This window comes from Candidatus Phytoplasma pini (assembly GCF_007821455.1).
Taxonomy (GTDB): domain Bacteria; phylum Bacillota_I; class Bacilli_A; order Acholeplasmatales; family Acholeplasmataceae; genus Phytoplasma; species Phytoplasma pini.
The window spans coordinates 16,177-33,046 of record NZ_VIAE01000001.1 but is presented as its reverse complement, the minus strand read 5'-3'; the positions used below and the strand labels follow the sequence as shown (position 1 = coordinate 33,046).

Below are 16,870 nucleotides of genomic sequence, written 5' to 3'. Positions count from 1 at the left end.
CAATTATTGAATAATTCAAAAATAAAATGTATATGATTAATTTTTATTTTAGAATATAAAAGATAGATTTAATTTACTTATTGAGGCAATTAAATAATGAATATAGGCTTTCAAATTAAATATTTACGATTGAAAAAACAATTAACTCAAAAAGAATTAGCCGAACGTGTAAAAGTTACAAGTGGTTATATTTCACAAATTGAAAATAATTTAATTTCTCCTTCTTTAAAAGTTTTGTTTTCTTTATTACAAATTTTTAAAATATCTATTTCGGATTTTTTTAAACAAGTAAATAATATAGAATTAATTTCGCAAAAAAAAGATTTTTCATCTATTAGTAATAAAGAATTAAAACATATCACATATTTTCTTTTTCCACAAGTTCTTAAATATAATATGGAGCCGATGATTATCGAAATAGAACCATACGGTCAAACAACGATCGAAAGGCCAAATGTTAGTGATGTTTTTTGTTTAGTTCTAGAAGGAGAAGTAAATTTATTTTTAAATCAATATCAATTTTTTGTAAAAGAAGGCGAAACTTTTTATTTATCTACGAATAAAGAATATTATTTATCAAATCATAATAATAAAAAAATGGTTAAGATTTTAAAGGTAATATCGCCCTCTTCAGTAGATTAATTTTTAAATATATACATATTATATATCATAAGGAGTTCAGAATGAGAAAAATTATTATCGCTGGTAATTGGAAAATGTATAAATGTAAAGATGAGGCTTTAGATTTTGTTTTTAAAATTAATAACATGGTTCCTGATAAAAATATAGTGGATACAGTTATTTTTCCTCAAATAACTTTATTAGATACTTTAACTAAAATAGAAGGAGAAAATTTAAGAATTGGCGCACAAAATGTTTTTTATCTTGAAGAAGGACCTTATACTGGTGAAATTTCACCTTTAAATTTAGTTTCTTTAGGAGTTAAATATGTCTTATTAGGGCATAGCGAAAGAAAAAAATTTTTTGGCGAAACGGATGAAATTGTTAATTTAAAATTATTATCTGTTTTATCTTATTCAATTCATCCAATTATTTGTTTGGGCGGAGATAACGAAAGTGCAGATAAAGAAAAAAACAAAATACTTTTAAAAAACCAATTAGAAAAAATTTTTAAAAATGTTAACATATCTTTGATTAAAAAAATTATTTTTGCTTATGAACCTATATGGGCAATTGGCACAGGAATAAATATGTTTCCACAAGAGGCTAATGATATTATAAAATATATTAGAGAACAAATTGCTTTTAAATTTTCGTTAGAAATATCTCAAAAAATTAGAATTATTTATGGAGGTTCTATAAATATTAAAAATATCGATTCATTTTTAAAACAAGAAGAAATTGATGGTATTTTAGCTGGAAAAAGCTCTTTAAAAGTAGAAGATTTTTTGTATTTTACTAAAATAGCAACTAATAAAAATTATTTATTGTAATATATTATTGTTTTATGATATTTAGTGTTTTTTGAAAAAAAAAAAAAAAAAATGATTTTTTAAATTATCTCTTTAATTCTTTATTTCAACTATTGAAATTTTTATATATATATGATATAAGTATTAGGTATGTTTTTTGTGAGTTCGTTATAATTATTAATTTTGGATTCGTTCTTTTGGATTTGGATTCATTATTCATTGTTGTTTATTTTTTAACATTATTAATTTTATTTTAAATAAAGGATAAATAATAGAATAGAGAATAAGCAATATTTTTTTTATATTTAAAAAATAAAATTTATAAAAATCTTGAGAATTACCTTAAAAAAATGATTTTTACAAGGTAAAAAGAAAGGTAAAAATATATAAAGAAAAGTGAATTTAATATTAATAGGTCCTCCTGCTACTGGAAAAGGTACGCAATCTTCTATATTATCTAAATATTTTAAAATCCCTCATATTTCTATAGGTGATATTTTTAGGAAAAATTTAGAAAATAAAACTCCTTTAGGTAAAATAATCTGTGATTTTATTGATAAAGGTCTTTTAGTGCCTAATGAGATTACGAATAAAATGATAAGTCAATATTTATCACAAATTGATATTTCTAATGGTTTTATTTTAGATGGTTATCCGCGTAATTTATCTCAATCTTTTTTTTTATCTCAAGAATTTGAAAATAAAAAAATTATTTTAACAAAAGTAATTTATTTTAATTCTAAAATAGAATTTTTAAAAAAAAGAATTTTAGGCAGAATTATTTGTCCTCAATGTCATGAAATTTATCATAAAGAAACAAAACCACCTTTCAAAAATAATTTTTGTGATAATGACGGTGTTCTTTTAATTCAAAGAAAAGATGATAATATCGAGACTTTTATGAAACGTTTATCTATTTATGAAAAAGAAACTTTTCCTTTAGTCGAATATTATAGAAAAATAAATAAACTTTTAGAAATTAAAGTAGACGAATATAATACAAAAACATCTATTCAATTCATAACAAATTTAATTTTAAAAGTATTGAGATAATTATAATCTGTTGAATATACTTGCAAAGTATTTATATTTTTAATAATTTGAGGAATTTTTTACCGAATTCGATATTTTTTATAAAATAATTAAATTATTTAAAAAAAGTTATTTTTTAATTTATTTTTGATAAAATATTTTATTTCTTATTAAGAAAATTTAAATAATAAGAAGATTTTTAAAATTAATTTTCAATATTATTTGATTTTATTTTGAATAATTGCAAACTAATATTTCAAAATAAAAAAAGTTAAACAAATTATTTTTAAAAATGAGATTTCCCTTAATAAGGACAAAATTTTTTTTCATTTAAAAGAATTTTTTAAAAAAAGAAATAAAAAAAGTTGATATTTTATTTCTTTTTTTGTTAAAATAAGGTTACTTAGTAAGTTTTTTGAAAAATATTAAATGATTTTTCAAAAAATAAATAAAATTTTTAAGGATTTTAAATTTAATTATCGAATGAAAATTTTTTTATATTAAAATGGATTATCGTTCTAATTATTTAATAATTATTAAGAAAAAATATTTTTTTATAATTTTTTATAAAAATTTTTCATATTTATTTAAGTTGGGTATAAAATTAAATAATTTTTAAAAATTATTTAATTTTTTTAGAAAGTTTTTTATTAAAATTGAAAATTATACTAAAAATCAATGTTGTTGTATTTTTTATATTAATGTTTATTTTATTATTTGTTTTAAATTTTTCAAAAATTATTAAAGCTTCAATTGTACAAAATATAAATTTATTACAAAATTCTCAATCTCCTTCTGTTGTTAAATTAAAAAAATCCTTTCCGCAATTAAAAAATAACGAAAAATTACTGATGAAAGTTTTAAAAGTAATTGTAGAAGAATTTAAAAATGAATTTTTAAAAATTGAAACTAAGTCATCAGATGATTTAATTAATTGTATATTGTTTTTAGATCAACACGATATGTTTAATAATTTAAAAGATTCTTTTTCTACAGTTGTATATAAACCTCAGGAATATGTTTTTGTTTTTCCGGGAAATACAATAGATTTCGCTAATTATCAAAAATATTTATGGCATAAAAGCAAAAATTTTATCGGTATTCAAGGAAATTATTGGAAAAATTCATGGTCGCCAGCTAATATATCATTTGTTTCCAAAAAATATATTAATTTTTTAATTGATTGTTTTGAAGAAATCGAGAATTTACAAAAACAAATTCAAACAAACGAAAATCAAAAAAATCTGAATGAATCAAATAAAAAACAAATTTTGGATGAATTAAAACAAAGAATTCAAAATTTAGAAAAATTAATTAAAAATTATAATAATATTATTCAAGAAAAAGAATCAATTATTCAACAATTTCAAAATGATTTAGAAAAATTAGGCAACGAATCAAAATCTTTAAAAAGAGTAGTTTTGGATTTAGAACAAAATTTGACCAACATAAAAAAAGATTTAAATGACAAACAAAGAGAATTAAACGAGAATAAAAATTTATCTGAAAAAACGAAACAGATATTAAACAAAGAAATTGAAAGTTTAAATATAAATATTGTTTCGCTTAATCAAGAATTAACAACAGCAAGACAAAACATCGAAGAAGAACAAAAAAAATCGAATAATTTAGAAATACGATTAACAGAACAAAAGAATCAAATTAATAATTTAAGAAGAGTGTCGATCGAAGACAAACAAGCATTAACGACTCTTTTAAAAAATAAAGAAGATGCTTTAAAAGATGTTCGTGTTGAACTAGACGAAAGCAAAAACAAAATTTTAAATTTATCATCTGAAAATAATTTTTTGACAACAGGTGTATATCCGATAATGATGTCTGCTTTTGACAAAATTTTAACGCAAAATACAGAACGCTTAGGAGATATTCTTGTCAAAAACGATAATAATTATAATCAATTAATCAAATATTTGGAAGAACAAAAATCAAAAAATGAAGATGAAGAAAAATTAAAAAAAACAACAATAATGGATGAAAATAAAAAAAACATTAATGCTAAATTTTTAAAGAAAACAGATGATTTTAGCTCATTTAAAGATGTTATCGGAATGGAATCAGAAGTTAAACAATTAAAACAAATTTTAAAACGTCTTAAACAACCGGAATTATACAAACAAATAGGTGTAAAAAAAAGTCCCAAAGGAATTTTATTATATGGACCACCAGGAACAGGAAAAACTTTTTTAGCACAAGTTTTTGCAAAAGAATCTGAACTTCCCTTTTTTTCTGTAACATCATCTGATTTTTCACAAAAATATGTAGGCGAAGGTTCAAGAATAATCGAAAGTCTTTTTGAAGAAGCTAGAAAACATTCACCTTGTGTTGTGTTAATTGATGAATGTGAAAATATTTTTAAGCAACGTATTTCTGATCATGTAAGTTCTGATCATGGAAATAACGTAACATCTTTTTTATCTCAAATAGATGGAATTTATACCGATCCAAAAAAACCAGTTTTCATTATAGCTACTACTAATTATAAGAATATGATAGATCCTGCTATTATAAGCCGTTTTGACACTCACATTAAAATAGATATATTAAAAAAAGAGGAAATTAATATTTTTTTAAAAATGTTTGCTAGCAAATATCGATTAGATATAAGATCTTTTCAATATCTAGATCAAATCGCAGAACAAATTAATGATTCGCCAAAAGAATTTTTCAAAACACCGCGTAAAATAGTTTTATTATTAGAAAAAGCAGCCGAGATAGCTATAGAACGCCATAATCAAGAACAACAAGAACAAAGTTTTCAACATTTAAATATTTTACCTATAGATTTAAAATTTGCTTTTGAAATAATAAATGAGAATATTTATTTTGATTGGGGAAATCATGAACATAAGAAACATGAATTGGATGAATTATTTTCTACTAAACAATATAAAAAAATATCTATTAAACATTTATTTAAAGATAGCCAATTAAATGATAAAGAAAAAAAATATTTTGAATTTATTTTTCGCCCCAATATTTTATCAAATCAATTTTTTTTTAATGATGTTAATCAAGAAAGAAAACAAATCAGTTTTAGTTTAGATAAAGACAAAATTAAAGCTTTTTATAATTCTGAAAATCCTTTTCCAGAAAGACTATTAGGATTTTATTTTGAATATCCTTCATCGAATATGAATACAAATGATGAAAAATCATATTCTAGTTTAAATATAGAAAATATTAAAACTTTAGAAGAAGTTTTACAAATAGCTTTAGATAAAAAAATTAAACTAATTTATTTTATATGGGATATAAATAAAATAGAATATAATAAAACAATATCCGAAAAATTTAAAAATGAAATTATTTTTAAATATCCTTTTTTGCAATTTGATAAAAATTTTAATTCAAAAATATCTGATTTTTATTATAAAATCGACAATAATAAATTAGATATTGAAAAAAATATTTTGAATTATATCGATCAAATTAAAAAAAATTTATGTGAAAATATTTTTTTAGCAATTATTTCATCTAATTATATAGTTGATGATGGGCATTCAAACATGATTAAACAAAATATTTCTAGTGAAGTGGATTTTAGTTTTCTTGATAGCGAAAATAAAATTTATTCTATAGAAAATTTAAAAGATAAAATTTGCAACAAAATGAAACCAAAATCTTTACAATATCCAAATATGTTATTAAAACAAAAAATACAAAATTTAATTGATGAAAAAATATTTTTTAATAAAAAAGTATTTTCTGAAATTGAAATAAAAAAAATTAAAAATCGAATCAAAGACAAAGTTTATACTCGATTAAAAGAAAACATAGAATTTAGCAAAGTACCGCCTTCTTATTCAATAATTGAAACAGAAATAGAACAACAAAAAGAAAAAGAAATAGAAGATATTTTTAATTTAGAATTTTTTTTACCCATATATACAAAATTAGAAATATCATTGCCTTTTCTCGAAAAAGAAAAATTTAAAAATACTGTTAAAGAAAAATTAAAGCAAGAATTATTTTATGGAGAGATCAATTTAAATAATATTAAAGAACAAATTCAAAAATATATTAACGATTATATCGAAAAATTCGAAATAAAATTTAAAGAAGAAATATTTGATATTGTTCATAAATATTTTTTTATAGATAATTTTTTAGATCAAAAAATAGATACACAAGAGATAGAATTTATCAAAAAATCTGCTTTATTTATAGCAAAAAAAGAATTAGAAAAAGATAATGCAACAAATGAAAAAATAAATGAAAAAATATTATCATTTGTTAAAAGATATAAAGCAGAAAATATTGATAATCAAAATAAATTCATTTCATATATTTTAGATAATTTCTATTTTTTTGTATTATTTGTATTATTTGTATTTTTTTCAATAAAATTTTCACGCTCTTCTAAGAATAAATAAAGATATTTTGGATTTTATATAAAAATTTTATTTTCAAATATTAATTTATTTATATAATTAGCTATATAAAAAATATTTAAAATTGAAAATTTATGTTTTTGCTGTATAATTAAGAATGTAGTTATTTTGGGATTTAAGAATTTTGTTTAACAAAAATATGTGAAAATGAAAAGGGATTTTTTCTCTTGACTACCTGAAAAATTTACCTAATTTGAAAAATTTTTGGGTTAAGAAGCACAAATATAACATTAATATGAATTAATATAATAATCAAATAATATAATTTTTTATTATTTTGTATATATAAATGCTTTATTTAATAGAGAAAAAATACTTTTTATAAGTATTTTTTATTTTTTTAAAAAATAAAAATTTTTTAATTAAAAGGAGTTTTTTTTGAGCATTAAATATAAAAAAAATAAGAATAAAGATAATTTTAAAGAAAATAAAGTAATGGATATTTTATATAATGAAAAAATTCCTCAAGGTGAATATTTATTAATTGATGAAAATGGAGAAAAATTAGGAATTTTTGATAAATCTTTAATAATGAATATATCTTCAGAAAAAGAAACAGATGCTTTGTTAATAAGCGCTAATTCTTCTCCTAAAGTAGTACGTTTAATGAATTATTCTAAATTTCGTTATCAACATCAAAAAAAGTTAAAACAAATCAAAAAAAAACAAAATCAAATTGTTATTAAGAAAATTAGTATGAGTCCTAATATTCAAGATAACGATTTATTTAATACACAAATTCCAAAAGCACGTAATTTTTTAATTAAAAACAATAAAGTTAAAATTATTATAATATTTAGAGGAAGAATGATTCAACACACTGATTTAGGAACATATATTTTGAACAAAATTATATCAAATGTACAAGATATTGCTATTATCGATACATCACTAAAAATGGAGGGAAATCAAATGATTGCTTTTCTATCTCCAAAGATTAAAAAAAATAATTAAAAGGTAAAATTATTTTATGATGAAAGTTAAAAAAAAAACTCATAGAGGTTTAAAAAAAAGAATTAAAATCACTGGAACAGGCAAATTTTTAAGAAGACATGCATATAAAAATCATTTAGCCGGTTCTAAAACTACGAAACAAAATAGACAACTTAGAGGTATTACTAAGGTTGATCCTTCAGATGTTAAAAGAATTAAATATCTTTTTTAATCTGAATAATATCGGATTAATTCATTATCAGTAAGAAAGTAGTAAAAAAATGGTAAAAATAAATTTTGTAAATGCTAGACATAAACGTCGTAAGAAAATATTAAAATTAGCTAAAGGATATTTCGGTTCTAAAAGCGTTCTTTATAAAACAGCACATGAACAAGTTATGCGTTCTTTGCAATATAGCTATAGAGATAGAAGACAAAGAAAAAGAGATTTTAGAAAATTATGGATTATAAGAATTAATGCGTGTTGTTTAGAACATAATATTAAATATTCTCATTTTATCCATGGTCTTTCTTTATCTAAGGTTTTAGTTAATCGTAAGATGTTAGCTGATATGGCTATGCAAGAACCAGAAATGTTCGGTCATTATGTATCTTTAGCAAAAAATAATTTAAAAATACAACAAGATAGTATTTTAGTAGAAAAAGAAAATCAAAAAAAAGAAGCGATTGATATAGAAAATCAAAAATATTTTTCTTTAGAACAACGAATAAAAAAAAATAATGAATTCAAAGTCGAAGATCAATTGATACAAAAACAAGAAAAATCAGAAGATTTAATTTTAAATAAAATGTTACTTTCTGAATTAAAAAAATTAGCAAAAGAATATAAAATCAAAAATATTTCTAAATTCAAAAAAGCAGATTTAATTAAATTTTTAGAAGAATATAAAAGAAAATAATTTTTTTTTATGATTTGCGATTAAAAAATAGGATTAAATATTTCATTAAGAGTGTGTAAAAATGGAAAAACAAATAGAAATTAATAATAATAAAAGAAATAAAGAAATTATTTTTTCTATTATTAAGGTTTTATTTTTTACAATATTATCCTTATCTTGTTTTTTGGCTGATAGTTTTAAAATAGGGAGTTTTAATTTTAATAATTTTTTACTAGGAATTTTTATTTTTTTTATTAATTATTGGTTAGTTTTTGTTAATTTTAAAAAAAATAAAGGTTTTCTTAAATTTTTGTTTTTTTTAGAATTTTGTGTTTTTAGCGTTATAGGATTGATAAATATATTTTCTTCTGATGAAAAGATATTACGATCTTATGATGTGTTTAAAAAAACTTATATAATTTATTATATTTTGATTTTTCATTGTATTATACAACTATATATTAGCTACTTAAAAAATAATAAAAATATTTTTTCTTCTTATTATTTCTTTTTAAATTTATTTTTTTTAAGTTTAAGTTTTTATCTTTTAGGAAAAGGTTTTGAAGCTGATAAGTTTATTCAGCGTTTATTAGGTTCTATTTTTTTATTTTGTTCGATTTTTGTTTTAACAAAAATTTTAATTAAAAAAAAATAACAAATTTACTAACGAAAGAGGTTTTGATTTTATGAAAAGAACTTATCAACCAAGCAAAATCAAAAGAAAAAGAACACATGGTTTTAGAAAGAGAATTTCTACCGTAGGTGGACGTAATATTCTTTCTTCTAGAAGAGCCAAAGGACGTAAGCGTTTGATTGTTTAACATTTTTTAATTTAAAAAATGTTCATTTCTATATACAAAAATAAAAATATTTTGATTATTTAATTTTAATAAAATTTTCACTAATAAAAATTCATTTTTATTTGATGATTTTTTTATTTTTCTGATGATGTTAAATGTATTTTTTTAAATTAATAAAATTTAAAAATAAAAGGAAATATTATCATTTTTTTTATTATGAAATTATGAAGAAGAAATTTATTTTAAAAAAAAAAAGCGAAATAAATCTAATTTTTAAATTTAAGAAAAATGTAAAGAATCGCTTTTTTTTATTATATTATATAAAAAATCCATGTTTTCAAAATTTTAAATTTGCTTTAAGTGTTAATAAAAAATATGGCAAAGCTTATGAAAGAAATTTAATCAAAAGACGTTTAAGAATTATTATTCATAATAATATGTCTTTAATAGAACCAAAAGCTTCTTTTGTTCTTGTCATTAATTCTATTTCAAAAGAACTTAATTTTTTTGATTTAGAAAAAAATTTTTTATTTTTACTCAAAAAGTCTTTTTTAATTGTTAAAAAAGGGTATTATTGATTAAATTATGAATATAAAAACAGACAGAAAAAATTTTTTTCCAAGTAAGTTTTTTATCTTTGTTTTTTTGTTGTTGTTTTTGATTTTTATTTTACGAAAAACAAGAACAGACAATCAGTCTTTAAATTTTCATTTTTTAGAAAACAAAATTATTTTAAAAAAGAAACTGTTATCGGAATTACATGGATGCGTTACAACACAAGACAATTTTTTTAATGATAACTTTTTTAATGATAACCAAAATATCACAATATTACTTGAAAAATATTTAGAATTATTTAAATTTGATATACATAAAAACACAGATCAAATTAGAATTGAATTAATTAATGTTGAATATTTTAATAAGTTATTAAATTCAAAATTAGAAGAAGAAAAAGAAGAAATTGAAAAAATTAAAAAAGATTTAAAAGACTATTTAAAAAAAATATTTTCACAAGATGAAAAAAAAAATGTTTTTTATTTTGATAATGAAAATAGTAACATTAATTCAGAAAGTGAAAAGATTAATAAGATTAAAGATTTTTTTACTGTTACAGTAGGCACTGAAAGAAAATATATTGAATCATATAAATATGATAAATTAAAATTTTTTTCTCCTTCAAAATTTTTATTATTTGGAAAAATTTATAAAAGTGATGATAATAGTTATAATATAAAAGAAATTGAATTACCTTTTTTGATTCAAGAAGATATTGATTCGCCACAGAAGATAAATAATTTAAATTATAATAATTTAATTCGTGAAAAAAAAATTATCAATAATATTCCTACCAATATGTTTTTAATCGATAAGGAAGGCTCTGAAATTAATTTTTGTGAAGTTTTTATTAATGATATAACTAGTGCATTACCTATTCAATGGCCTTCTAAATTAAAATGGAACTATGCTTTTGGATGGGGTTATATTTGGAATGTTTTAATTATTTTTATAGGTTCTTTATTGTCTTTTTTTTCTAATATTTTTTCAAAAGGTCAAAGTGGTTATTTTTTTGGTAATTTAGGTTTAGGAATCATTTTAACAACTATCATTATAAGAACTTTATGTTGGCCGATTTATACTAAAATGAGTACTGTGAATTTAAATATGAGTTTAATGCAACCGGAAATTAACAAAATCAAAGATAAATATTATTTAAAAAAAGATAAAGAATCTATGCAAAAAATGCAAATTGAAATTTTAAAAGTTTATCGTAAACATAATTTTAATATATTGGGGATTTTTGTTGCTTTTTTGCAATTCCCTATTTTTTTAGCAACTTTTAGAACTTTAATTCGTTTTCGTGTTAATGGTGGTATTTTTTGTAAATATTATGATGATCCAAAACCTTTTTTAGGTTTTATTTATTTTTATGATAATTATACTAATGATAAAATTTATATTATTTATATTGTTAACTTTTTATTGTCTTTTTTAGTTGGTTTAAGTATATTATTTTTAAATAAAATTAATTTAAAAAAATCTGATTATATAAAACAAACAAATACTCAAATATTAACTGAAGAAGAAAAAATAAAAAAACAAACTCAAGACAAATTATTTAAAATAATTAGTTATTTTATGGTATTATCTATGACTTTTGCTTCTTACAAAGATATTACTTTAGCTTTATATTGGTTAGTAGGCAATTTTTATACTATTTTACAAACAATTATTAATAACAAAATAATAAAAAAAAAATTTAATAAAATTAAACATAAATATATTTAATTTAAATTAAATATATTTATTTTTTTTATTTATAAAATAAAATATTATTTTTTTTATAAATATGTTAAAATTAATTATGTTATATTGAATTTTGAAATTTTATTTTTTTTTAAATTAAATATTTTTATATTTTAATAGTATTTTTTAGGAGGGGTAGCGAAGTGGCTAAACGCATCAGTCTGTAAAACTGCTCCTTAATAGGTACGATGGTTCGAATCCATCCCCCTTCACCATATTATATTATTAGAATTTTATTATAAATATTAAGTTCAAAAACATAATATTTGTTTTTATTTTATTTCTTTGAAAACTGAAGATGATTTTTTTTAAGCAATTTTTTAAAATATATATAAATAAATAGATTAGGTTTTGAACTCAAAAGATGTTTGAAGTTTTTTTTATTTAAACGAAGAGTTTGATCCTGGCTCAGGATGAACGCTGGCGGCGTGCTTAATACATGCAAGTCGAACGGAAATTCCTCGGGATTTTAGTGGCGAACGGGTGAGTAACACGTAAGCAACCTGCCTTTAAGACGAGGATAACAATTGGAAACAGTTGCTAAGACTGGATAGGAAATAAAAAGGCATCTTTTTATTTTTAAAAGACCTTTTTCGAAAGGTATGCTTAGAGAGGGGCTTGCGCCATATTAGTTAGTTGGTGGGATAAAAGCCTACCAAGACGATGATATGTAGCCGGACTGAGAGGTTGAACGGCCACATTGGGACTGAGACACGGCCCAAACTCCCACGGGAGGCAGCAGTAGGGAATTTTCGGCAATGGAGGAAACTCTGACCGAGCAACGCCGCGTGAACGATGAAGTATTTCGGTATGTAAAGTTCTTTTATTGAAGAAGAAAAAATAGTGGAAAAACTATCTTGACGCTATTCAATGAATAAGCCCTGGCTAATTATGTGCCAGCAGCCGCGGTAATACATAAAGGGCGAGCGTTATCCGGAATTATTGGGCGTAAAGGGTGCGTAGGCGGTTTGTTAAGTCTCTAGTTTAATTTCAGTGCTCAACGCTGTTTCGCTAGAGAAACTGGCTTACTAGAGTGAGATAGAGGCAAGTGGAATTCCATGTGTCAGCGGTAAAATGTGTAAATATATGGAGGAACACCAGAGGCGTAGGCGGCTTGCTGGGTCTTTACTGACGCTGAGGCACGAAAGCGTGGGGAGCAAACAGGATTAGATACCCTGGTAGTCCACGCCGTAAACGATGAGTACTAAGTGTCGGGGAAACTCGGTACTGAAGTTAACACATTAAGTACTCCGCCTGAGTAGTACGTACGCAAGTATGAAACTTAAAGGAATTGACGGGATCCCGCACAAGCGGTGGATCATGTTGTTTAATTCGAAGGTACACGAAAAACCTTACCAGGTCTTGACATACTCTGCAAAGCTGTAGAAATACAGTGGAGGTTATCAGGGATACAGGTGGTGCATGGTTGTCGTCAGCTCGTGTCGTGAGATGTTAGGTTAAGTCCTAGAACGAGCGCAACCCTTGTCGTTAGTTACCAGCACGTTATGGTGGGCACTTTAACGAGACTGCCAATGAAATATTGGAGGAAGGTGAGGATTACGTCAAATCATCATGCCCCTTATGATCTGGGCTACAAACGTGATACAATGGCTGTTACAAAGAGTAGCTGAAACGTGAGTTTTTAGCCAATCTCAAAAAAGCAGCCTCAGTTCGGATTGAAGTCTGCAACTCGACTTCATGAAGTTGGAATCGCTAGTAATCGCAAATCAGCATGTTGCGGTGAATACGTTCTCGGGGTTTGTACACACCGCCCGTCAAACCACGAAAGTTGGCAGTGCCCGAAACCGGTAGCCTAACTGCATTAGCAGAGGGATCCGTCTAAGGTAAGGTCGATGATTGGGGTTAAGTCGTAACAAGGTATCCCTACCGGAAGGTGGGGATGGATCACCTCCTTTCTAAGGAAATTTTAAAATAATCATCTTCAGTTTTGAAAGACTTTAGAATAAAAATCATAAGTTTTTCTTTTTTAAAAGAAAAGGGCCTATAGCTCAGTTGGTTAGAGCACACGCCTGATAAGCGTGAGGTCGGTGGTTCAAGTCCATTTAGGCCCACCAACTTAGTAAAAAAGCCATTCTTTTAAAAAAAGTTCTTTGAAAAGTAGATAAACATGGACAAGAAGATAAATTAAAGGAATCAAGAGCGTACAGTGGATGCCTTGGCACTAAGAGCTGATGAAGGACGCAATTAACGGCGATACGCCATGGGGAGTTGTAAATAAATGAAGATCCATGGATTTCCGAATGGGGCAACCTACTATAAGCACATTATAGTATTTTAATCTTTAGATTAAAAAAGGAACGCAGTGAACTGAAATATCTAAGTAACTGCAGGAAAAGAAAGTAAAAACGATTCTGGTAGTAGCGACGAGCGAAACCAGACCAGCCAGATACAACTTTCTAGTTAACAAATTTTAAGGAACTTGAAGTTTTTGGAAAGAAACACCCAAGAAGGTGATAGTCCTGTAAGGGAATCCTTAAAATCTAGTGTATCAAAAAGTACAGCGAGACACGAGAAATCTTGTTGGAAGATGGGAGGACCATCTCCTAAGGCTAAATACTTCTTAGTGACCGATAGTGAACTAGTACCGTGAGGGAAAGGTGAAAAGAACCCCGAAAGGGGAGTGAAAGAGATCCTGAAACTGTATGCTTACAATTAGTCAGAGCTCGTTAATGAGTGATGGCTTGCCTTTTGCAGAATGAACCGGCGAGTTATGATGTAGAGCAAGGTTAAGTTTTCAGGAACGGAGCCATAGCGAAAGCGAGTTTGAATAGAGCGTTTAGTTCTATGTCATAGACCCGAAACTGAAGTGAGCTAGCCATGAACAGGTTGAAGTATAATTAAAACTATATGGAGGACCGAACCAGGACACGTTGAAAAGTGTTTGGATGATTTGTGGCTAGGGGTGAAATTCCAATCGAACTCAGAGATAGCTGGTTCTCCCCGAAATAGCTTTAGGGCTAGCGTTGATTATTTGTTTTCATGAAGGTAGAGCACTAAATGAGTGAGGGCTACACCTCGTAGTACCGATCTCAATTAAACTCCGAATGTCATTAAAATACGATCAGCAGTCAGACTACGGGTGATAAGGTCCGTGGTCGAAAGGGAAACAGCCCAGACCGTCAGCTAAGGTCCCCAAATTAATGTTAAGTGGTAAAGGAAGTAGAGATGTTAAGACAACTAGGAAGTTGGCTTAGAAGCAGCCATCTTTTAAAGAATGCGTAATAGCTCACTAGTCGAATGACTTTGCGCCGAAAATGTAACGGGGCTCAAACATTATACCGAAGCTACGGATTGATAAAATAAAAATTTTATTTTATTTATGGTAGGGGAAGCGTTCTGATGTCAGTGAAGCCATAGCGGAAGCAGTGGTGGAGAAATCAGAAGTGAGAATGCCGGTGTAAGTAACGAAAAGATAGGTGAGAATCCTATCCGTCGAAAACCCAAGGTTTCCAGGGCCAGGTTCGTCCTCCCTGGGTTAGTCAGGTCCTAAGGCGAGGGAGAAATCCGTAGTCGATGGCAAGCAGGCTAAAATTCCTGCACTAAGAAAACAACTGATGGAGGGACAAAGCAGGCTAAGCACGCCCTTTAATGGATTAGGGTTGAAAAATCAAGTTTGAGAAGACAGGCAAATCCGTTTTCTTATTCCAAAAAATGAGATTTGAGGGTAACGTGACTGAAGTCATACTTTCAAGAAAAGCTTCTAGGTTATTGTTTTTTTACCTGTACCGTAAACCGACACAGGTGGGAAGGTAGAGTATACTAAGACGCGCGAGAAAACTCTTGTTAAGGAACTCGGCAAAATTGCTCCGTAACTTCGGGATAAGGAGAACTTTTACGATAAAAAGTAAAAGTCGCAGAGAATAGGCCCAAGCGACTGTTTATCAAAAACATAGGTCTCTGCTAAACCGTGAGGTGATGTATAGGGGCTGATGCCTGCCCAGTGCTGGAAGATTAAAAGGGGATGTCAAGTGGTTTCGATCACTGTAGCATTGAATTGAAGTCCCAGTGAACGGCGGCCGTAACTATAACGGTCCTAAGGTAGCGAAATTCCTTGTCGGGTAAATTCCGACCCGCACGAAAGGCATAACGATTTGGGCGCTGTCTCAACAAGAGTCTCGGTGAAATCAAATTACCGGTGAAAATGCCGGTTACCCGCGACAGGACGAAAAGACCCCATGGAGCTTTACTGTAGCTTAATATTGAATTTGAGAAATAAATGTACAGGATAGGTGGGAGACAGAGATTTGTTGACGCTAGTTGACAAGGAGTCATCCTTGGGATACCACCCTTTTATTTTTTAGATTCTAACCTCCGCAAGTGGATTGCGAGGGACAGTGTTTGGTGGGCAGTTTGACTGGGGCGGTCGCCTCCTAAAAAGTAACGGAGGCGTTCATAAGGTTCCCTCAAAATGGTCGGAAATCATTTAGAGAGCGTAAAGGCATAAGGGAGCTTGACTGCGAGACCTACAAGTCGAGCAGGGACGAAAGTCGGACTTAGTGATCTTACGGTACCGCATGGAAGGGCCGTAACTCAACGGATAAAAGCTACCCTGGGGATAACAGGCTTATCGCTTCCGAGCGTTCACAGCGACGAAGCGGTTTGGCACCTCGATGTCGGCTCATCGCATCCTGGAGCTGAAGAAGGTTCCAAGGGTTGGGCTGTTCGCCCATTAAAGCGGAACGCGAGCTGGGTTCAGAACGTCGTGAGACAGTTCGGTCTCTATCCGTCGTGGGCGTTGGAAATTTGAAAGGAGCTGTCCCTAGTATGAGAAGACCGGGATGGATATACCGCTGGTGTTTCAGTTGGTTCGCCAGAGCCACAGCTGAGTAGCTATGTATAGAAAGGATAAACACTGAAAGCATCTAAGTGTGAAGCCTCCCTTAAGATGAGATTTCCCTATGAGATCCCTGAAAGACGATCAGGTTGATAGGCTAGAGGTGTAAGAAGAGTGATCTTTTCAGCTGACTAGTACTAATAGATCCATTGACTTTAGTTTTTTTCTTTATCTTTGTTTATCTAGTTTTGAAAGAATT

Annotated in this window: 11 protein-coding genes, 2 tRNA genes and 2 rRNA genes; all 15 read left to right on the top strand. The window is 26.5% G+C overall.

Going from position 1 to position 16,870, the window contains the following annotated elements:
* The first annotated feature begins 96 nt into the window (after positions 1–96).
* The 15 genes from MDPP_RS00155 (at position 97) to MDPP_RS00085 (ending at position 16,833) form a co-directional block, all read left to right on the top strand.
* Positions 97–642 carry a helix-turn-helix domain-containing protein gene (locus MDPP_RS00155; RefSeq protein ID WP_144658183.1) on the top strand — a complete coding sequence of 182 codons (546 nt, stop codon included), beginning with the start codon at positions 97–99 and terminating at the stop codon, positions 640–642.
* Positions 643–683: 41 nt separating this feature from the next.
* Positions 684–1,454, top strand: a complete 771-nt coding sequence (gene tpiA / locus MDPP_RS00150) for a triose-phosphate isomerase (RefSeq protein WP_144658182.1) — start codon at positions 684–686, stop codon at positions 1,452–1,454.
* A 375-nt stretch (positions 1,455–1,829) separates the two neighbouring features.
* Entirely contained in the window at positions 1,830–2,486 is a 657-nt protein-coding gene (locus tag MDPP_RS00145) for an adenylate kinase family protein (protein ID WP_144658181.1), read from the top strand.
* A 680-nt stretch (positions 2,487–3,166) separates the two neighbouring features.
* Positions 3,167–6,859, top strand: a complete 3,693-nt coding sequence (locus MDPP_RS00140; protein ID WP_144658180.1) for an AAA family ATPase — start codon at positions 3,167–3,169, stop codon at positions 6,857–6,859.
* Between the two features lie 396 nt (positions 6,860–7,255).
* Positions 7,256–7,831 (top strand): translation initiation factor IF-3, encoded by a 576-nt coding sequence (infC, locus tag MDPP_RS00135; RefSeq protein WP_144658179.1) that lies wholly within the window; start codon positions 7,256–7,258, stop codon positions 7,829–7,831.
* Positions 7,832–7,847: 16 nt separating this feature from the next.
* A complete protein-coding gene (gene rpmI, locus MDPP_RS00130; protein WP_144658178.1) occupies positions 7,848–8,042 on the top strand; it encodes a 50S ribosomal protein L35 in 195 nt (64 codons plus the stop codon).
* 49 nt (positions 8,043–8,091) lie between these two features.
* On the top strand, positions 8,092–8,730 hold the full coding sequence (gene rplT, locus MDPP_RS00125; protein ID WP_144658177.1) for a 50S ribosomal protein L20: 639 nt from the start codon (positions 8,092–8,094) through the stop codon (positions 8,728–8,730).
* Between the two features lie 61 nt (positions 8,731–8,791).
* The gene (locus MDPP_RS00120; RefSeq protein WP_144658176.1) at positions 8,792–9,364 is read left to right on the top strand and encodes a hypothetical protein; all 573 of its coding nucleotides are present in this window, start codon (positions 8,792–8,794) and stop codon (positions 9,362–9,364) included.
* Positions 9,365–9,395: 31 nt separating this feature from the next.
* Positions 9,396–9,530 (top strand): 50S ribosomal protein L34, encoded by a 135-nt coding sequence (gene rpmH / locus MDPP_RS00115; protein ID WP_144658175.1) that lies wholly within the window; start codon positions 9,396–9,398, stop codon positions 9,528–9,530.
* A 203-nt stretch (positions 9,531–9,733) separates the two neighbouring features.
* Positions 9,734–10,087: a ribonuclease P protein component gene (gene rnpA / locus MDPP_RS00110; protein ID WP_144658174.1), complete on the top strand. Its 354-nt coding sequence runs from the start codon at positions 9,734–9,736 to the stop codon at positions 10,085–10,087.
* 7 nt (positions 10,088–10,094) lie between these two features.
* A complete protein-coding gene (gene yidC / locus MDPP_RS00105) occupies positions 10,095–11,798 on the top strand; it encodes a membrane protein insertase YidC (protein ID WP_144658173.1) in 1,704 nt (567 codons plus the stop codon).
* Positions 11,799–11,945: 147 nt separating this feature from the next.
* Positions 11,946–12,031: transfer RNA gene (locus MDPP_RS00100), tRNA-Tyr, on the top strand.
* A 170-nt stretch (positions 12,032–12,201) separates the two neighbouring features.
* Positions 12,202–13,732: ribosomal RNA gene (locus MDPP_RS00095) — 16S ribosomal RNA — on the top strand.
* Between the two features lie 82 nt (positions 13,733–13,814).
* Positions 13,815–13,891, top strand: a tRNA-Ile gene (locus MDPP_RS00090).
* Positions 13,892–13,960: 69 nt separating this feature from the next.
* Positions 13,961–16,833, top strand: a 23S ribosomal RNA gene (locus MDPP_RS00085).
* The 16S and 23S rRNA genes sit together here with 2 tRNA genes alongside, the layout of an rRNA operon.
* Positions 16,834–16,870 lie beyond the last annotated feature (37 nt).

Bases quoted from the DNA above. Each gene is read 5' to 3' on its own strand.
- MDPP_RS00155 (WP_144658183.1), top strand. From the start codon at position 97: ATGAATATAGGCTTTCAAATTAAATATTTACGATTGAAAAAACAATTA.
- tpiA (WP_144658182.1), top strand. From the start codon at position 684: ATGAGAAAAATTATTATCGCTGGTAATTGGAAAATGTATAAATGTAAA.
- MDPP_RS00140 (WP_144658180.1), top strand. From the start codon at position 3,167: ATGTTTATTTTATTATTTGTTTTAAATTTTTCAAAAATTATTAAAGCT.
- rpmI (WP_144658178.1), top strand. From the start codon at position 7,848: ATGATGAAAGTTAAAAAAAAAACTCATAGAGGTTTAAAAAAAAGAATT.
- rplT (WP_144658177.1), top strand. From the start codon at position 8,092: ATGGTAAAAATAAATTTTGTAAATGCTAGACATAAACGTCGTAAGAAA.
- MDPP_RS00120 (WP_144658176.1), top strand. From the start codon at position 8,792: ATGGAAAAACAAATAGAAATTAATAATAATAAAAGAAATAAAGAAATT.
- rpmH (WP_144658175.1), top strand. From the start codon at position 9,396: ATGAAAAGAACTTATCAACCAAGCAAAATCAAAAGAAAAAGAACACAT.
- rnpA (WP_144658174.1), top strand. From the start codon at position 9,734: ATGAAGAAGAAATTTATTTTAAAAAAAAAAAGCGAAATAAATCTAATT.
- yidC (WP_144658173.1), top strand. From the start codon at position 10,095: ATGAATATAAAAACAGACAGAAAAAATTTTTTTCCAAGTAAGTTTTTT.